The sequence below is a fragment of the Prevotella sp. HCN-7019 genome, assembly GCF_037890215.1.
Classification (GTDB): domain Bacteria; phylum Bacteroidota; class Bacteroidia; order Bacteroidales; family Bacteroidaceae; genus Prevotella.
The window spans coordinates 40,266-58,939 of the sequence record NZ_JBBKBO010000012.1 but is presented as its reverse complement, the minus strand read 5'-3'; the positions used below and the strand labels follow the sequence as shown (position 1 = coordinate 58,939).

Genomic DNA, 18,674 nt, shown 5'->3' with positions numbered 1-18,674 from the left:
GGGCTTCTCTGAACATAGATGCTGCCGTATGGATAAAGCCACGCACGGTTGATGGGAAGTATGAATGTCGGCGACGGCCTTTGGAATATGCCGTAAAGCCTGTTACGGCGGATAGCTATGTTGACAGTGTGTATATTCTGTCGGAGCATGAGGTTTACGCAGTGGTGGTGCGTATGTGCGAAAAATTTTTCTAAAATCTGACGGTGGTATTTGATATTAAGGCTTATTTATGTTATCTTTGTGGAAGATAGACTGCGCTCGGGAAAATGGGAACAGGTTCTCTTTCCACCCGTTTGCACTGTCTGATGTAAAATGATTATGGCATAAGAAGCTGATTCACGAAATCTGTTACTGAAACAAACAATAAACAAAAGATACAGTTATGAAAAATGGCAGGTTGTTAATCGTGTCTGCCGCACTGGCTTTGGGATGTTTTTCCATGGCCGATGCTGCCGACATAAAGATCAAGATCACCAAGAAGTACATCAATTTTCCGATCTCACACAAGTCGGACCGCAAGACCATGGAACTGTCTGTCAAGGGACAGGATCCGTGCCGGTTTGTCATTCGCCTTGCCGAAGGCGAGCCCGATTACTGGACGTTCCGCGACGTGAGCGCTCTAAAAGGCAAGACTGTCACGCTGACCTACGACGGCAGTGAGGCGGCTCTCAGCAAGATTTATCAGGACGACCGCATTGCCGGAGAGGACGAGATATACAAGGAGAAATACCGTCCGCAATATCATTTCACGACGCGCCGCGGATGGATAAACGATCCCAACGGACTAGTTTATTACAAAGGCAAGTATCACATGTTCTATCAGCACAATCCGTTTGAGCGCGAATGGGAGAACATGCACTGGGCGCACGCCGTTAGTACCGACCTCCTGCACTGGCAGGAACTGCCGCTGGCGCTGCATCCCGACACGCTCGGAACAATCTTTTCCGGTTCGGCTGTGATAGACTATGGCAACACTGCGGGATGGAACGGCAAGGACGGAAGTCCGGCACTCGTGGCGTTCTACACATCGGCAAAGGGCATACAGCGTCAGAGCATGGCCTACAGTCTGGATGAAGGACTTACGTTTACGAAGTATGAGGGCAACCCGATTATAGACTCGCACGCTAAATGGCAGACCAACGACACGCGTGATCCGAAAGTGTTCTGGTATGCTCCGGGCAAGCATTGGGTGATGGTGCTCAATGAGCGCGACGGTCATTCGATTTATAATTCGGTGAATCTGAAGGACTGGACATTCGAAAGCCATATCACCGGATTCTGGGAGTGCCCGGAACTTTTTGAGGTGGCTGTCGATGGAAATGGCGGCAACAAGAAGTGGGTGATGTGGGGTGCATCTGGCACTTACATGATAGGTTCGTTCGACGGAAAGCGCTTTACGCCCGACGGTCCGAAGCAATGCAATCTCAATGGAAGCGCGTATGCCGCACAGGTGTTCAACAACATACCGGCCAACGACGGCCGTGTGATAAAGATAGCATGGGGGCGTATCTCGTTCGACGGCATGCCTTTCAACGGCTGTATGCTTCTTCCGCAGGAGCAGATGCTGTTCACCACCAAGAGCGGACTGCGCCTTGCAAGTCGTCCTGTAAGGGAAGTGGAGCAGCTGTTCACCAAGGTTTATTCTGGCGAAGACCTGAACATGCAGCAGGCTAATGACGTGATGAAACAGTTTGACGGCAACGACGTGCTGCGCATACGCATGACTCTGCACATGAGTCACGCTACCGATGCAGGACTGAGCTACCGCGGACAGCGCATAGTGAACTACGATCTGAACGGCAACCGACTGAACGGTGAGTTCTATGCAACCGACGATCCGGGCAGCATGATGCTTACGGCGGATGTTTATATGGACCGCAGCATGGCTGAGGTGTTCATCGACGGCGGACTGTATTCATACTCCATGGGACTCGACGTGCGCAGTACGAACAAGGAAGGTTACGTGTTCTGGGGTAACAACATAAAGATAAGCAGCCTTGAGGTTTACAAAGTGAAGTCGATATGGGACGGCAACGTGGTTGAGAAATAAGCGATGCGCGTTGTCGGAACAATGAAAAGGCACTTATGAATTAAAGCAAACAAAATGCTGAAATACAAAGAAGCGGCCGCAGAATTTGATGTTCCTGCGGCCGCTTCTGTTTTTTATCATCATTCCTTTGTGGCTTTCTTTTGCCGGCTGAAGACTTTTGTGGAAGAGCGATTACGGCGTGCGTGCGGTGTCATACGCGCTTTTCCGTTGTCACATTACTGCTCTTTCTGGTCTTCGGTTATTATCTTCGGACCTCTGATCTTGTCTTTCTGAGTCAATCCTTTCTTTATTTCGATGTTGATGCCATCACTCAATCCTGTGGTAACCTTGCGGCGTTCGTATGTCTTTTCGTCGCCTTCACCTTTCACGACATACACGTATGTGTCGTTGCCTTCGAACTCAATGGCACTCTCCGGAATGGTGAGCACGTTCTTTGCCTGTGCGAGCACTATCTCTGCATTGGCACTGTAGCCGCTTCGTATGTTCTTGCTGTCTGCCACCTTCACGGCCGCCTTTATCTCAAACTGGTTGGCTCCGTTGTTGTCAACAGCCTTCGGTGATATGTATTCGAGTGATGCTTCGAACGTCTTGTCCTGCAATGCGCCGATTGACAACTTCATAGGCATGCCTGTGACAAGGCGTCCCACCTCGGTCTCGTCGATGTTTCCGCGGAATATGAGGTCGTTCATGTCGGCCACGGAGGCTATTGTCGTACCGTCGTTGAATGTGTTTGACAGTATGACGGAGTTGCCCACCTTTACCGGAATGTCGAGTATTACGCCTGTGATAGTTGAGCGCACGAGGGTGGAACTGGCGCTGGCGTTGCTCTTCGACACACCGTCGCGAACCACCTGTAGGTTGTCCTCGGCTGCCGCAACCTCTTCTTCAGCCTGACGGTAGGCCTGTGCTATCTTGTCATATTCGTCTGCCGACACCAGTCCTTTGTCGTAAAGCACCTTCTCGCGTTCGTAGTCTGTGCGTGCCTGTTTCACGTTTATGTTGGCAAGACGCAGGCGTGCCTGTGCCGAACTGAGCTGTCCCATATCCGGGATAACCTTCACCTTGGCAATCACTTCGCCCTCCTTCACTGTGTTGCCCGCTTCCTTCAGCAGTTCACTGATGATGCCGGATATCTGCGGTTTGATGGCAACCTCGTTGCGCGGTTCTATCTTTCCCGTCACCACCGTGGTCTTTCTGATGTCGGTTATTTTGGGTGTGAACTCATTGTAGGCCACCGGTTGCGGCAGCGATTTCACATAGAGAAACACGAATGTGCCTATGAATATCAAGGCGATAATAGCTGCGACTATGAACTTGAAGTACTTTTTCATATCTGTTTTTGTGTTTGTTTGCTTATTATAATATGTATATGGCCGAGCCATACGGTTCATTTTCATGTGCGGAAGAGGGCAGAGCGCGGCACGGTTGTGTGCATTACTCGTCTCTCATTGCGTCAACCGGCTTTATGCTCATGGCTCTTGCAGCCGGCGCAAGTCCCGCCAGCACGCCCAGAACGCTGAGCATCACCACCGCGCCGACGGCCGTCCAGAAGTCTATCTGGAAATGAGCTGTGGTGATGCCGTCGCTTGTGTTGGCCACCTCGAGCATCTGCAGGATTATCACTACGAACAGTATTCCGCTCATACCTGCCACGGCCGTGAGTATGATACTCTCACTTATTATCTGCGAAAGGATGTCCATCGGTGTGGCGCCTATGGCTCGCCGTATGCCGATCTCGGTGGTACGTTCGCGCACTGTCACCATCATGATGTTCGAAACACCTATTGCTCCTGCCAGCAGAGTGCCTATGCCGACAAGCCAGATTAGGAAGTTGACACCGGAGAACAGGCTGTCGAGCAGACCGAAAAGCAGTTCGGTGTTGAACACGGTGACGGCTTTCTCGTCGTCGGGAGCCACGTTGTGTGCCCTCGCTATCACCTCGCGCATACGCTGCGATATCTCGTCCATCTTTGTACCGGGCTTTGCCGTGGCACATATGAGGTCGACATTGTCGCCCAGATTGTACGCCTGCTGCATGAGTGAGAGCGGAACAATGACACTCTCTTCGGCACTTCCGTTGATGTTCATGTTGCCTGCGGCGTAGTCGACTCCTATTACATTATAATATATGGAGTCTATACGGATGAGCTGTCCGCACGGGTCGCCGCCTCCCGGAAACAGCGTCTTGTACACCTTCTTGCCTATGACGCACACCTTGCGGCGCTGGCTTATATCCATGTCGTTGATGTAACGGCCGTAGTACATCTGCGGACTTTCCACGCGGGTGTAGTCGGGCAGAGTTCCCTTTACGGTGCAACTGCTCTTCTTGTCGCTGAAAGTGGCGTTGCCGTTCCATCTCGACAGCATCGGCGTGACTACGTCCAGTTCAGGTACCTGAGCCTTCAGGCGGTCCACATCCTTATATGTCATGGTCCATTTACGTCCTTTGCGCAGTCCGTTGTGCGCTTTGGTAGTGGGTTGCGCGAACACTATGGCCGCATTGGTGGCAAATCCCTCGAAGTTGTTCGACAGCATTTCCTTCAGTCCGCTGCCGCCTCCGATGAGGCCGACAAGCATGAACACGCCCCAGAACACGCCGAATCCGGTGAGGAACGTGCGGCTTTTGTTTCTCGTGAGTGTGTCGAGTATCTCCCTGAATCTGTCGATGTCTATTTTCATTTCCGTGTAGTTTCTGTTTGTTTATGCCGTATACTGATGGTATGTGTCATTCTGCCCGCAGCGCCTCTATCGGTCTGATGTTTGCCGCACGGCGTGCCGGTACAAGTCCGGCGACGGTTCCTGCGATTATCATGACAAGCGTTGCCTGTATGCATACGTCCAGACCTACTGTGGGGTTGACGAACATTGCCGCCTCGAACAGTCCCGTGTCCACCTGCTGGTGGCCTATGGTGGCGTCCATATACATATTTGCCGCTATGCCGAGAATCATTCCGATGTATCCGAAGAAGGTTGTTATGATGATGCTTTCGGTTATAATAAGCCGCAGTATAGACCACGGTTTGGCGCCGATGGCCTTGCGTATGCCGAACTCATGTGTGCGTTCCTTCACGGTGATGAGCATGATATTGGACACCCCGACGATGCCCGACAGCAACGTGAAGAGACCTATTATCCACAGTGCTGTGCGTATGATGTCGGTTCCGGTGTTCATCTGCAGGTTCTGTGTGAAGCGGTTCCACAGCCATACCGACTCCTCGTCGTCGGGTGCGGCGCGGTGGTTGCGGTTGATGTTGGCGCGGTATCCGGCCTCGAATTTCTCGTTTGCCTCCATCGTCTCGAGCCCTCCGAAGGTGAAGAAAATCCTGTCAGCCTTGTCGCCGCGGCTGTACATGGTTCTCAAAGTGGTGAATGCCGTGTAGGCGTCGGTGTTCATCCGGCTGTTATCGTCCTTGTAAATGCCGACCACACGGAATGCGAATCCGCCAACGTTCACCGTCTGTCCTATGAGCGAACTGATGTCGTGCGGTGCGAGTTCCTTGGCCTGTCCTTCGCTCAGAACGATTATTTTGCGCTGCTCGCGTATGTCGGTCATGTTGACGAAACGGCCGTACAGCATGTTTATCTTGTTTATCTCAGCCTTGTTGGGATAGGTTCCGCACAGACTGTTGCCGCTCACGTATTCGTCGCCGAAGATTATGTTGAGTCCCGACTGTGATATTTCGGCACCGGTTGTCTCCACGTTTCCGGTGAAGTTGTTGCGCGTTGTGGATATGTCGTTGTCGTTGAGTTCGATGTGGCGTCCCTCTTTCAGGCCGTCGTAAGGCTTCGATGTGAAACCGCCGTAGACAATCATCGAGTTGTCCAGAAACTGTCCCGAGTTCTGCACAACGGCGTTGAGCAGTCCGTTTCCTGCTCCGAGCAGGAAGATGATGATGAATATTCCCCATGCCACGGAGAAGCCCGTCAGCGCGGTGCGCAGCTTGTTGCGCCCTGCCGTGGTGAGTATTTCGGCTATCATGTCACGCATAGGTCATCTGTCATTTCATTATTCCCGACGTGCCGAACGGGCTTGCGTTGTGGTCGAGGTTCTCCTCTATCTTGCCTATCAGGCCGTCCTTGATGTGTATTATCTTGTTTGTCTCGTTGGCCACACCGCTTTCGTGTGTCACTACGACTATGGTGATGTGCTCCTCAGCGTTGAGTTTCTTGAGCAGTTCCATCACCTCCACACTCGTCTTTGAGTCGAGCGCTCCGGTGGGTTCGTCCGCCAATATTATCTGCGGACGTGTTATCAGGGCCCGCGCTATTGCCACACGCTGTTTCTGTCCGCCGGAGAGTTCGTTGGGATAATGGTCGGCCCACTGTGCCAGACCGAGTCTGTCGAGATACTCCATGGCCATGGCATGACGTTTCTTGCGGCCAACTCCCTGATAGAACAGAGGCAGTTCGACATTCTCCACGGCCGACTTGAAGGCTATGAGATTGAACGACTGGAAGATGAAACCTATCATGCGGTTGCGGTATTCGGCCGCGCGTTTCTCCGAGAGGTCCTTTATCAGCGTTCCGCCAAGCAGATATTCGCCTGAGTCGTAGTTGTCGAGAATGCCGAGTATGTTGAGCAGTGTGGACTTGCCTGAGCCCGACGCACCCATGATGGATACGAACTCGCCCTCGTCTATGTCGAGGTTGATGCCCTTGAGCACGTGGAGCGGCTGCGCGCCGCGGTAGGTCTTGTTTATGTCCCTTAGTGTTATTATTGACATGTCTGAGCTTTTTATAGGTTAGACTGCATGCGAGTGGCTGTGGTTGCAGCGGGTGAAAGAAAAACCATAATTTCTGTTTTTCATGACTGGTCGTTGCGTTCCACCTTCAGGGTGTGGTCGCAATATTTTATGACGGCCGGACGGTGGGTTATGAATATGATGGTTTTGCCGCGGTCGCTCATGATGTTCTGCAGCAGGCGGCACTCGGTGTCGGGATCGAGAGCTGATGTCGCTTCGTCGAAGAGCATCACCGGACGGTTGCGCAACAGTGCGCGTGCTATGGCTATGCGCTGCGCCTGTCCTTCGCTCAGTCCGCCGCCCTGCTCGGTGCAGAGAGTGTCGAGTCCGTCGGGAAGATCGTTTACGAAAGATGCGCAACTTTTCTCAAGGGCCGCCTTCATTTCCTCGTCGGTGGCGTCGGCCTTTCCCATGCGCAGGTTGTCGCGTATGGAACCGCTCATGAGTGTGTTGCCCTGCGGCACGTACACCATGTTGCAGCGCACGAGCGGCGAGAGCGTGTGGGATGATGAGGTGTTGTATATCTCGGCCGTGCCTTGCTGCGGGTGGAGCAGGGCGAGGATTATTCTGATGAGCGTAGTCTTGCCGGCGCCGGTCTCGCCGAGTATGGCCGTGCACGAACCGGGCTGGAAGTCGTGGCTCAGATTTTCGATGACGTTGCGCGAGCCACCGTCGTACAGATAGGTGATATTGTTGAGGCGTATGCCGCACGGACCGTCCATCCGCACGGGGTCGCCCTGTTCTTCGAGCGGATTTTCCTCAAGTTCCATGAGACGCTCGGAGGCAGTGAGCACGCTGACGAATGCCGGCACAAGCTTGGTGAGGCTGCGTGCGGGAGTCTGAATCTTGTTGACAAGTTGCAGGAATGCCGTCATTCCGCCGAAGGTAAGTGTGTGCTGCGACATGCGAAGGGCCGCCCACAGGAACGCAAGAAGGTAGCCTGCGGCGAAGCCGGTGTTGAGCACGAGGTTTGAGAACACCGAGCACGACGTGCGCTTCACCACATTCTGGCGCAGTTCGCACTGCGTGCGTTCCAGCTTGTCTATCATGTTGCGGTCGTTCTCGAGCGTTTTTATGAGCATGCGGTGCTGCACAGTCTCCTGCAATACGCTCTGCACCTTGCTGTCGGAGTCGCGCACGAAACGTGTGAGACGGCGCATGTGGCCCACATAAACCTTGCTGCCGATGAGGAAAACGGGGATGAGCACCACGATGACAAGAGCCAGAACCTTGTCCATGAGGAACAGATATACAAAGGCGCTGACAAACATCACGATGACAGAAAGCGTGTTGGGGATTGTCTCGGTGAGGAAGTTGATGACGTTGTTCACGTCAAACTCCAGACGGTTGAGCACGTCGCCGGAGTGGCGTATCTCGCGTCCGCGCCATTCGGAGCGCAGTATCCGGTCGAGCATGCGCTGCTGCATGCGGTTCTGCGCCTTTATGCCGAGAATGTTGCGTACCCATACAGACGTGATGTTGAGTGCGAAGTCGCACAGTATGAGTGCCGCCATCATGCCCACGGCGCTGTAGATGGAACCTTTGACTACGCCCGACGCCACGTCGATGGCATGCTTGACGGCCCACACCTGCGACAGACTTGTGACAACCTGTGCAATGCCCGTGGCGGCGTTGAGCACCGCTTGCAGACGGTTGCCGCGCCATTGTCCCCACAGCCATTTCATTATCTGTGTGGTGGTGTATTGCGTGTCCGGTATCTTGAGTATCTGCCTTATTTTCATGACATGAGCGTCTTTGTGCCTGAGGGGCGTATGGTTGTGGCGTTTCAGTCCTTGCGTTTGTCGGCTCCCCACATCATCTTCTCGCGCAGCGATGCGAAGTAGTTGTGTCCGGGACGCTTCACTATGCTTGTGATGAACGGTGCCTTGTCAATGGTTATGGATGTTCCTTCGGTGAGAGTCTCGCTGCGTCCGTCGACGGCCAGCAGGAAATTGTGCGAGCGCGACTCCACGCTCAGCGTCACGGTGCTGTCGCCGCTTATCACTATCGGGCGTACGTTGAGGCTGTGCGGAGCCACCGGTGTGAGACACATGGTGTTGGTGCGCGGCACTATGATGGGTCCGCCGTTAGACAGCGAGTAGGCCGTCGAACCTGTCGGTGTGGACACTATGAGTCCGTCGGCCTGATAGGTGACGAGGTGTTCGCCGTCGATGCATGTGCGTATGCTTATCATCGATGCGTTGTCGCGCTTGAGTACGGCTATGTCGTTGAGCGCGAATGGCTCGCCGCGCAGCTGTTTTGTGTCGGTGCGCACCATCAGAGCCGTGTGGTTCTCGGTGGTGTAGTGACCGTCGTATATGGCGTCTATGGCGGTGCCGAACTCTTCGGGCATGACGTCGGCAAGGAATCCCAGCCGGCCGGTATTGACACCCAGTATGGGGATGTTCTTTATACCGACGCGCACAGCTGTCTTCAGAAACGTGCCGTCGCCGCCCATGGATATGGCGAAGTCGGCGTCGAAGCCGTCGGCATCGAACACTTTGGGCGAGCCGGCAGGCATCTGTCCGTAGTGTTTCAGAAAGTCGTAGAACGGGCGGTCGATGTATATCTGCGCACCGTGCCGCTCCAGGTGATAGATGACTTTCTGTATCGAAGCTGACTTTTTGCTCTGAAAAGTGTTTCCGAAAATAGCAAATCTTAGTTTTTCTGACGCCATTGTGATAGTTTTAGAAAGCAAATATAAGCATAATTTGTCTAACTCGCAAATAAATATATGTAAAGAGTGGGCGTACATCAGGCTGCCGGAATACTTTGATGATGAACGGTGCGACGGTAAAAATTCTTTACAAATAAAGTCCGGCTGCAACTCTCATTCTGTGAGCTGAGGCGCTGCGGAAAAGACTCTTCCGGCGGAGGCGGAATGTGTAGTGGCGACGGTCGATGTGTCATGCGGAACACATGACGGCGGGATATGGTGCATTTCGGGTGCTGAAACGTGCTGTATCACGTGACGGTATGCACCATAATGCATGACGGAAAAGCCTCTTCCACGGTGTGATAAAGGCTGTTTTGCACCGCAGAAGAGGCTTCGCAAAAATGTGATTTTTATAAATGTCTGATAGTGAGTGCGTTGTGCAGCCGCGTTATTTTCAGAATATTTCCGGACAGAATTTTCCCAGATGATTCCACGGCCACTCTTGACGACGAATAGTTGTAATTTTTTTTGACAAATGTGTGACGCGGCGTTTGTCCGAGTCAGACATCATATCTTCTCGCCGTAGCACAGGTCGCCCGCGTCGCCGAAGCCCGGTACGATGTACTTGTGCTCGTTCAGTCCCGGGTCGATGGCTGCGCACCATATCGTGGTGCGGTCGTCGGGGAATGTCTTTCTGATGTGCTCGATGCCTTCGGGTGCGGCTATGACGCATGCCACGTGCACGTTCTTTGGCGTGCCCTTGGTGAGGAACGCCTTGTAGCCCAGCTCCATCGAGCCTCCGGTGGCGAGCATCGGGTCGGCAATGATGAGCGTCTTGCCGTCGATGTCGGGTGTGGCGAGATACTCAACGTGTATGCTTACGTCGGTGTGCGACTGGTCGGTGTACTCGCGATAGGCGCTCACGAAGGCGTTGCCGGCGTGGTCGAATATGTTGAGGAAGCCGTTGTGGAAGGGCAGTCCGGCTCTGAATATCGTGGCCAGCACCACCTTGTCGGACGGCACACTGACGCGGGATGTGCCCAGAGGTGTCTGCACGTCGCGCTCCTCATAGCTGAGCGTCTTGCTTATCTCGTAGGCCTCGAGCTCGCCTATGCGCATGATGTTGTTGCGGAAGAGCAGCCGGTTGTGCTGATAGTCCTTGTCGCGCATCTCGGCCATATACTGGTTCATGATGGAGTTTGTCTGGCTGAAGTCTATTATTTTCATGACGTTTAAGTTTGTATTTAATAATTAATGTACGGACAACGCGCCGCCCCTGTTTCGCTGTTGCCGCAAGGGTGCTTTTCAGTGCGGCCTGATGTGTGTGGCGGGGTGCGCCGGCGTGATGTTCACGCATGCAAATTTATCAAAAAACTTTTGTAGTTTGCCAACTCCAAATTGCAATTAAGAATATGCCGGCAAAATTTTTTTGTTCTTTAACATAAAAAGATTTATTGTGCTTTTTTTTGTGATAATTAAGTTTGTGGTTTTATTACTTTTTTCATAACTTTGCGTCGGTTTTAGAAGAACAAACCGCTTGTAATAAGAACGTAACAGGATATTTTTTCACATCTAAATATTTATTGAAATGGCAAAATTTGATAAGTCAGTTTTAGAGAAGTACGGAATCACAGGTACAACTGAGGTTCTCCACAACCCTTCTTATGAGGTTCTCTTCGAGGAGGAGACAAAAAGCGACCTCGAAGGTTTCGACAAAGGCCAGGTAACAGAGCTTGGCGCTGTAAACGTAATGACAGGTATCTACACCGGCCGTTCTCCTAAGGATAAGTTCATCGTAATGGACGAGAACTCTAAGGACACAGTATGGTGGACATCAGACGAATATAAGAACGACAACAAACCGGCTTCTCAGGAAGCATGGGCTGCCGTTAAGGAAATCGCAAAGAAAGAGCTTTCTAACAAGAAACTGTATGTAATCGACGGATTCTGCGGTGCCAACAAGGACACACGTATGGCTGTTCGTTTCATCATGGAGGTTGCTTGGCAGGCTCACTTCGTAAAGAACATGTTCATCCGTCCTACAGAAGAGGAACTCGAGGACTTCGAGCCGGACTTCATCGTTTACAATGCTTCTAAGGCAAAAGTTGAGAACTGGAAGGAACTCGGATTCAACTCTGAGACTGCAGTTGTATTCAACGTAACATCTAAGGAGCAGGTAATCATCAACACATGGTACGGTGGTGAGATGAAGAAGGGTATGTTCTCTATGATGAACTACTTCCTGCCGCTGAAGGGCATCGCTTCTATGCACTGCTCTGCAAACTGCGACAAGAACGGTGAGAACACAGCTATCTTCTTCGGTCTGTCTGGTACAGGTAAGACAACTCTTTCTACAGACCCGAAGCGTCTGCTCATCGGTGACGACGAGCACGGATGGGATGACAACGGTGTGTTCAACTTCGAAGGTGGTTGCTACGCTAAGGTTATCAACCTCGACAAGGAGAGCGAGCCGGACATCTACAATGCAATCCGCCGCGACGCTCTGCTCGAGAACGTAACAGTTGACGCTGAAGGCAAGATCGACTTCACAGACAAGAGCACAACTGAGAACACTCGTGTTTCTTATCCTATCTATCACATCGACAACATCGTACGTCCTATCAGCCACGCTCCGGCTGCTAAGCAGGTTATCTTCCTGTCAGCTGACGCATTCGGCGTACTGCCTCCAGTATCAATCCTGACTCCGGAGCAGACAAAGTACTACTTCCTGTCTGGATTTACAGCTAAACTCGCCGGAACAGAGCGCGGTATCACAGAGCCGACTCCGACATTCTCTGCTTGCTTCGGTCAGGCATTCCTCGAGCTGCATCCTACAAAGTATGCTGAGGAACTGGTTAAGAAGATGGAGAAGAGCGGTGCTAAGGCTTACCTCGTTAACACAGGTTGGAACGGTACTGGCAAGCGTATCTCTATCCGCGATACACGTGGTATCATCGACGCAATCCTTGACGGTTCTATCAACAACGCACCTACAAAGACCATTCCTATGTTCAACTTTGAGGTTCCGACAGAACTCCCGGGTGTTGATCCGAAGATCCTCGACCCGCGCGACACATACGATTGCGCTTGCAAGTGGGAAGAGAAAGCTAAGGATCTGGCTGCACGCTTCATCAAGAACTTCGCTAAGTACGAAGGCAATGAGGCTGGTAAGGCTCTCGTAGCTGCAGGTCCGAAACTCTAAGAAAGTTTCTTGAACACATAAACGGAGGCGGTTTCCACTATGGAGGCCGCCTCTTTCTTTTGTCACGCAACACCATGAAACACACCTTATTATATATTATAAGCCGGCGTGCACAGGGTGTACGGTCTGCCTGTGCGTTGTGTGAAAAAGACATCAGCCGTGTGGCCTAATCACTAAACAAACTTAAAAAACACCGCTTTAATCAATAAATAACACAATAAAGCACCAAAAAAAAGTTCTATTTGGAGAATTCTGATTAAATTTGCAGCTAAAAATTAAAAGTAGTTTGAGTAGAAAAATGAAAAGGAAGTTGATACCTTTGATGATGTTGGCTTGCGGAATACTGTCGCTGGCATCATGTCTTGGCGACGACAGTGACTACGTCTTTGCCGACGATACCGCGATAACATCGTTCACACTCGGAACCCTCAACCAATATTTTCACACCAAATCATCACACGGACTCGACAGTACATATAAGAAAACCGTTGACTGCAGCGGTTACGAATTCTATATTGATCAGATCAAATGTGAGATTTATAATCCCGATTCTCTGCCTGTCGGAATCGATGCAAAGAAGGTGTTGTGCAACATAAACACCAAAAATGCCGGATATGTGGGAATAAAGAGCATGACGAGCGACTCTCTCAAATATTTCTCCAGCACTGACTCTATCGACTTTTCTGTGCCGCGCGACTTCTATATATACAGCAACTCTGGAGCCGGACACAGAAAATACACCATAAGAGTGAACGTACATAAGGAACAGGCTGACTCATTCGTTTGGAAAAGAATGGGCGTCGACGCCAATCTGGCAAAGCTCAAAGGCATGAAGAGTGCTGCGACAGAAGGACATCTGTTCGTATTTGGAAGCAACGGCAGCAACACTCTTGTGTATTCTTCGGAGAACGGTATGGCGTGGACAGACATCACCGCCAATCTTGGCGTAGCATTGTCGGCCGATGCATACAAGAGCATTGTTACAACCAACGGATATGTTTATTTATATGATAACGGTCAGATTATGAAGACCGCCGACGGCGAAGCTTGGGTAGTGGCCGGACGGGCTCAGCTCAGACAACTTGTTGCTGCAAGCCGTTTCAAACTCTATGCTTATGATGCAGACGGCCGTCTTGTCGAGTCTAAGGACGACGGCAACACATGGTCGCTCTCTGTCATTGACGACGCACAGGACCTCCTGCCTGACCAGGACATAACATTTGTGAGCGCTCCGATATCTACAAACGACGACACAGACCGTGTTGTGATGGTGGGCAACCGTAGCGCCGAGGACTATCCGTCGGACATAACTCCTCTGATATGGGGCAAGATTGACGAGGGCGCAGAGTTCAGTGAGAACCAGCCGTGGACTTATTACAATGTTTCTTCAGACAACAAGTACAAGGCCCCGCGCCTGCGTAACATACAGACAGTGGGCTACGACAACTGCATACTGGCCGTGGGTGGCGAGAGTATCGGAGGCACACATCATGGAGCATTTGATAATTTCTATCGCAGTGCCGACGGTGGTATAACATGGCAGAAAGACTCTGTAGTTACAATTCCGAGCGGAATCACCGTGAACCAGAACTCTTTTGCGATAACCGTGGATAAGAACAACTTCATCTGGTTTGTCTGTGGCGGTAGCGGACAGGTGTGGCGTGGACGCACCAACCGTCTTGGATGGATAAAGGAAGATAACGTATTCATCGAATAACATGAGATGAGAAAAACCTTCATAACGATTTTTCTGACTGCCTGCTCGGTCTTTGCCAGCGCACAGACCGATGATCAGTATCGCATGGAAATAGGTGCGGGAGTGGGCATGATGTCTTATGAAGGCGATTTCAACGGAAGTATTCTGAAGAACATGCAACCGATGGCCTCGCTTGTGTTGCGCCGGGTGTTCAATCCGTATATGGGTCTGAAGCTGACCGGAAGCTACGGCAAGCTGAAAGGATCGTCGAAGGATGTGCAGACGTATTATCCTGACTATCAGGAACAAGTGTACGATTTCAGCAATACACTCGTGGATGTCAGTCTGGTTTATGAATACAATTTCTGGCCGTATGGCACCGGACAGGACTATCGCGGAGCCAAAAGAATCACGCCGTTTGTCTTCGGCGGCCTGGGCGCTACCTACGCTTCGGGAAATGACGATAATGTTTTCACAGCCAATATTCCTATCGGACTTGGCGTGAAATATAAAATAGGAGAGAGACTGAATCTTGGATTGGAGTGGGCGATACACTTTTCGCTGAGCGATGAACTCGACGGTGTGAAGGATCCCTACGGCATAAAGAGCACCGGACTGTTCAAGAATACCGACTGCTACTCGGCCTTGCAGCTAACGCTCACATACAGTTTCATGCCGAAGTGCCGCACTTGTCACAATGCCTACGAGTGACGCGCTTACGACAGACGGCACATTCCTTTATTGCTAACAGTAAAATATCTGACTTATATGCTTGACGTTTTAGACAGAAACAATGTTCCTCAGCACATTGCCATCATTATGGACGGCAATGGAAGATGGGCTGCAGAACGTGGCAAACCGCGCAGCTTCGGACATCAGGCAGGTGTGGACACGGTAAGACGCATCACGTCGGAGTGTACGCGTCTGGGCGTGAAGTATCTCACGCTCTATACGTTCTCTACTGAGAACTGGAACAGACCGGCCGACGAGGTGTCCGCTCTCATGGGACTTGTACTGTCGTCGCTCGAGGATGAAATATTCATGAAGAACAACGTGAGATTTCGTGTTATCGGCGATATCGACCGTCTTCCGGAAGAGGTGAGACGCAAGCTTGCAGAAACAGAAGAACATACCGCCGGCAATACGGCTATGACCATGATTGTGGCTTTGAGCTATTCGGCACGCTGGGAAATAACACGCGCCGTAAAGAACATTGCTGCGCGTGTGGCTGAAAAGGCCATTTCGCCGGATGATATAAATGAAGACATGGTGTCGGAAAATCTCGTCACATCTTTCATGCCAGACCCCGACCTGCTTATAAGGACCGGCGGCGAAGTGAGAGTGAGCAACTATCTGTTGTGGCAGATTGCCTACAGTGAGTTGTATTTCTGCGACACTTATTGGCCTGACTTCAGCGAGGATGACCTCCACAAGGCCATAATCAGCTATCAGGGACGCCAGCGCCGTTTCGGAAAGACCGGCGATCAGGTGGATGGCGAGAACAACCAGTGATGATATGGAGTGTGTGTGCTTCAAAGTGTTACGCTCCGTTGAAAACAGTAAAATATAAAAACAGATTGATAATTATACCGGAACGGTGGACATTTCAGTGTGACTTAACAGACGAAAAGCACTGTTCCTTCTCTTGATGAAAGATTTTAATAAGCGACTATGAATGTAAGAAAGCTGTTGATTGCCGTGGCGGCGCTCATTTTCAGCGTCTGTGCCAGTGCTCAGGACAAAATAGTTTATCCCGACATTTCCTATGCCGGTACTCCGCGGACCGTTACTATCGGCGGAATAACGGTGTCCGGAATAGATGGCTATGAGGATTATATGCTCACCGGAATTTCCGGTCTGTCGGTCGGACAGACCATTTCGTTGCCGGGTAATGAGCTCACCGAGGCTGTCAAGAAATACTGGAATTACAGACTTTTCTCTGATGTTGCCATTGTTGTCGATTCGCTTGTCGCCGACAAGGCTTATCTTAATATCAGACTGCGCGCCAATCCGCGTGTTTCTGCTGTCAACTATATCGGCATCAAGAAATCGGAGCGTTCTGATATGGAAGAGAAGCTCGGACTGCTCAAGGGATTGCAGGTCACACCGAATACTCTGGACCGTGCCAAACTCCTTGCAAAGGGTTACTTCGATGAGAAAGGTTTCAAGAATGCGGAGATACAGATTGTAGAGCGTCCTGATGTGACAAACAAGAATCAGGTGATACTCGATGTCATAATCGACAAAAAGCAGAAGATGAAGGTCAGAAGCATCATTATCGACGGTAATGAGGCATTCACTGACGGCAAGATAAAGGGTGGACTGTTCCGTAAGGGTGCTTTCTCAAAGACTCACGAAGCGGGAAAACTATCTACCTTCCTGAAATCCAAGAAGTTCACTCCCGAACGCTGGAAGGGTGACAAGCAGAAACTCATCGAGAAATACAACGAACATGGTTATCGTGACGCTGTCATTCTGAAAGACAGTGTGTGGAATGTTGATGACAGACATGTCAACATTTATATAAAGGTGGACGAAGGCCGGAAGTATTATCTGCGCAACATAACATGGGTGGGAAATACCGTTTACTCTTCGGACTTCCTTGCCAAGGTGCTTGATATGAAGAAAGGCGATGTCTACAACCAGAAACTCATGAACAAGCGTCTTACTGAAGACGAGGATGCTGTGGGCAACCTGTACTGGAACAACGGTTATATCTTCTATTCGCTTACACCTGCCGAAATCAATATCGACGGTGACTCAATCGACCTTGAGATGCGTATTATCGAAGGACCGCAGGCACGTGTGAGCCGCGTTCGTATCAACGGTAACGACCGTTTGTATGAAAACGTAGTGCGCCGCGAACTCAGAACGAAGCCGGGCGACCTCTTCTCTAAAGAGTCACTGATGCGTTCTGCACGTGAGATTGCCTCAATGGGTCACTTCAATGAGGAAAAAGTAAGTCCGGAACCAGTTCCTAATGAGGAAGACGGAACCGTGGACATCAACTGGAATCTGGAGCAGAAGACCAACGACCAGGTGGAGTTCTCGCTTGGATGGGGACAGACCGGTGTGATTGGACGTGTGGGCTTGAAGCTCAACAACTTCTCTATGCGTAACCTGTTCAACAAGAACCGCGAGCACCGAGGCATCATGCCGATCGGCGACGGTGAGGTTCTCTCGCTCGGAGCACAGACCAACGGTACTTACTATCAGTCTTACAACGTTAACTATTCAACCAACTGGTTTGGTGGAAAACGCCCGATCCAGTTCAATGTCGGCGTGTTCTACTCTAAGCAGACTGACGTTTCGAGCAACTATTACAACAGTGCTTATTTCAATAACTACTATAATTATCTGTACGGTTACGGCAGCAGCATATACAATAATTATGAAAATTATTACGATCCGGACAAGTATGTGCAGCTCTTCGGAGCCTCGATAGGATGGGGAAAACAGCTCCGCTGGCCGGACGACTACTTCACACTGTCGCTGCAGCTTGCCTACACACGCTACATGCTGAAGAACTGGAGCTACTTCCTTCTGACCAACGGAAACTCCAACAACCTGAACTTCACGTTCTCGCTCAGCCGTGTATCTACAGACAACCAGCTCTTCCCGCGTCGTGGTTCAGAGTTCCTGTTCTCACTGTCTCTCACTCCGCCATGGTCAATGTGGGACAAGAAGGATTACAAGAACCTCGCAACCAATCCGCAGTCGCCTAATTACGATCGCGAACAGCAGGAGAAATATCGCTGGATTGAGTACCACAAGTGGAAGCTCAAGGCAAGAACCTTCACTGCGCTTTCTGGCGGAACGAAGTGCTTCGTGCTCATGACACGTGTTGAATTCGGTCTGCTCGGCAGCTACAACAAGTATAAGAAGTCACCGTTCGAAACCTACTACATGGGTGGTGACGGTATGACAGGTTACTCTACCGGTTACGCTGAGGAAACCATCGGTTTGCGTGGATACGAGAACGGATCGCTTACTCCTTACGGATATGAAGGATATGCTTACGACCGCATGACTCTTGAGCTCCGCTATCCGTTCCTGTTGGGTAACACCACAATCTACGGTCTGACATTCCTCGAGGCCGGTAACGCATGGAACGACACCAAGAAGTTCAATCCGTTCGACATGAAGCGTTCTGCCGGTGTCGGTGTCCGCATCTTCCTGCCGATGGTCGGTATGATGGGAATCGACTGGGCTTACGGTTTCGACAAGGTGTTCGGTTCAAAGGGTGGCAGCAACTTCCACTTCATCCTCGGTCAGGAATTCTGATGACGGATGTATGATATAAATGTTATTAACAATAAAACAAGGAG

General features: G+C 51.0%; 13 protein-coding genes. 6 read left to right on the top strand and 7 right to left on the bottom strand.

The window, feature by feature from the left end; translation table 11 throughout:
• Nucleotides 1-382: 382 nt before the first annotated feature.
• Nucleotides 383-2,050, top strand: a complete 1,668-nt coding sequence (locus tag WKT13_RS12305) for a glycoside hydrolase family 32 protein (protein WP_340324093.1) — start codon at nt 383-385, stop codon at nt 2,048-2,050.
• A 215-nt stretch (nt 2,051-2,265) separates the two neighbouring features.
• Here WKT13_RS12305 and WKT13_RS12300 read toward each other — a convergent pair whose 3' ends face one another.
• The 7 genes from WKT13_RS12300 to upp form a co-directional block, all read right to left on the bottom strand.
• Nucleotides 2,266-3,381 (bottom strand): efflux RND transporter periplasmic adaptor subunit, encoded by a 1,116-nt coding sequence (locus WKT13_RS12300; protein WP_340324092.1) that lies wholly within the window; start codon nt 3,379-3,381, stop codon nt 2,266-2,268.
• Nucleotides 3,382-3,484: 103 nt separating this feature from the next.
• Entirely contained in the window at nt 3,485-4,729 is a 1,245-nt protein-coding gene (locus tag WKT13_RS12295) for an ABC transporter permease (RefSeq protein WP_298620429.1), read from the bottom strand.
• Nucleotides 4,730-4,775: 46 nt separating this feature from the next.
• Nucleotides 4,776-6,038 (bottom strand): ABC transporter permease, encoded by a 1,263-nt coding sequence (locus WKT13_RS12290; protein ID WP_340324091.1) that lies wholly within the window; start codon nt 6,036-6,038, stop codon nt 4,776-4,778.
• A 10-nt stretch (nt 6,039-6,048) separates the two neighbouring features.
• Entirely contained in the window at nt 6,049-6,768 is a 720-nt protein-coding gene (locus tag WKT13_RS12285) for an ABC transporter ATP-binding protein (RefSeq protein ID WP_298620498.1), read from the bottom strand.
• Between the two features lie 86 nt (nt 6,769-6,854).
• A complete protein-coding gene (locus tag WKT13_RS12280; RefSeq protein ID WP_340324090.1) occupies nt 6,855-8,534 on the bottom strand; it encodes an ABC transporter ATP-binding protein in 1,680 nt (559 codons plus the stop codon).
• A gap of 44 nt (nt 8,535-8,578) precedes the next feature.
• A complete protein-coding gene (locus WKT13_RS12275; RefSeq protein ID WP_298620436.1) occupies nt 8,579-9,469 on the bottom strand; it encodes an NAD kinase in 891 nt (296 codons plus the stop codon).
• Nucleotides 9,470-10,015: 546 nt separating this feature from the next.
• Nucleotides 10,016-10,675 carry a uracil phosphoribosyltransferase gene (gene upp / locus WKT13_RS12270; RefSeq protein ID WP_340324089.1) on the bottom strand — a complete coding sequence of 220 codons (660 nt, stop codon included), beginning with the start codon at nt 10,673-10,675 and terminating at the stop codon, nt 10,016-10,018.
• A 361-nt stretch (nt 10,676-11,036) separates the two neighbouring features.
• On the opposite strand from upp, the gene pckA reads away from it, so the two are divergent.
• From pckA to WKT13_RS12245, 5 genes are all read left to right on the top strand, one after another.
• Complete coding sequence (pckA, locus tag WKT13_RS12265) at nt 11,037-12,650, top strand: phosphoenolpyruvate carboxykinase (ATP) (protein ID WP_298620438.1); 1,614 nt, start codon at nt 11,037-11,039, stop codon at nt 12,648-12,650.
• Nucleotides 12,651-12,948: 298 nt separating this feature from the next.
• Nucleotides 12,949-14,367 carry a DUF6242 domain-containing protein gene (locus tag WKT13_RS12260; protein WP_340324088.1) on the top strand — a complete coding sequence of 473 codons (1,419 nt, stop codon included), beginning with the start codon at nt 12,949-12,951 and terminating at the stop codon, nt 14,365-14,367.
• A 6-nt stretch (nt 14,368-14,373) separates the two neighbouring features.
• Nucleotides 14,374-15,057: a type IX secretion system protein PorG gene (porG, locus tag WKT13_RS12255; RefSeq protein WP_298620442.1), complete on the top strand. Its 684-nt coding sequence runs from the start codon at nt 14,374-14,376 to the stop codon at nt 15,055-15,057.
• Nucleotides 15,058-15,114: 57 nt separating this feature from the next.
• On the top strand, nt 15,115-15,858 hold the full coding sequence (locus WKT13_RS12250) for an isoprenyl transferase (protein ID WP_298620443.1): 744 nt from the start codon (nt 15,115-15,117) through the stop codon (nt 15,856-15,858).
• Between the two features lie 159 nt (nt 15,859-16,017).
• The gene (locus WKT13_RS12245; protein ID WP_298620445.1) at nt 16,018-18,630 is read left to right on the top strand and encodes a BamA/OMP85 family outer membrane protein; all 2,613 of its coding nucleotides are present in this window, start codon (nt 16,018-16,020) and stop codon (nt 18,628-18,630) included.
• Nucleotides 18,631-18,674: the final 44 nt, after the last annotated feature.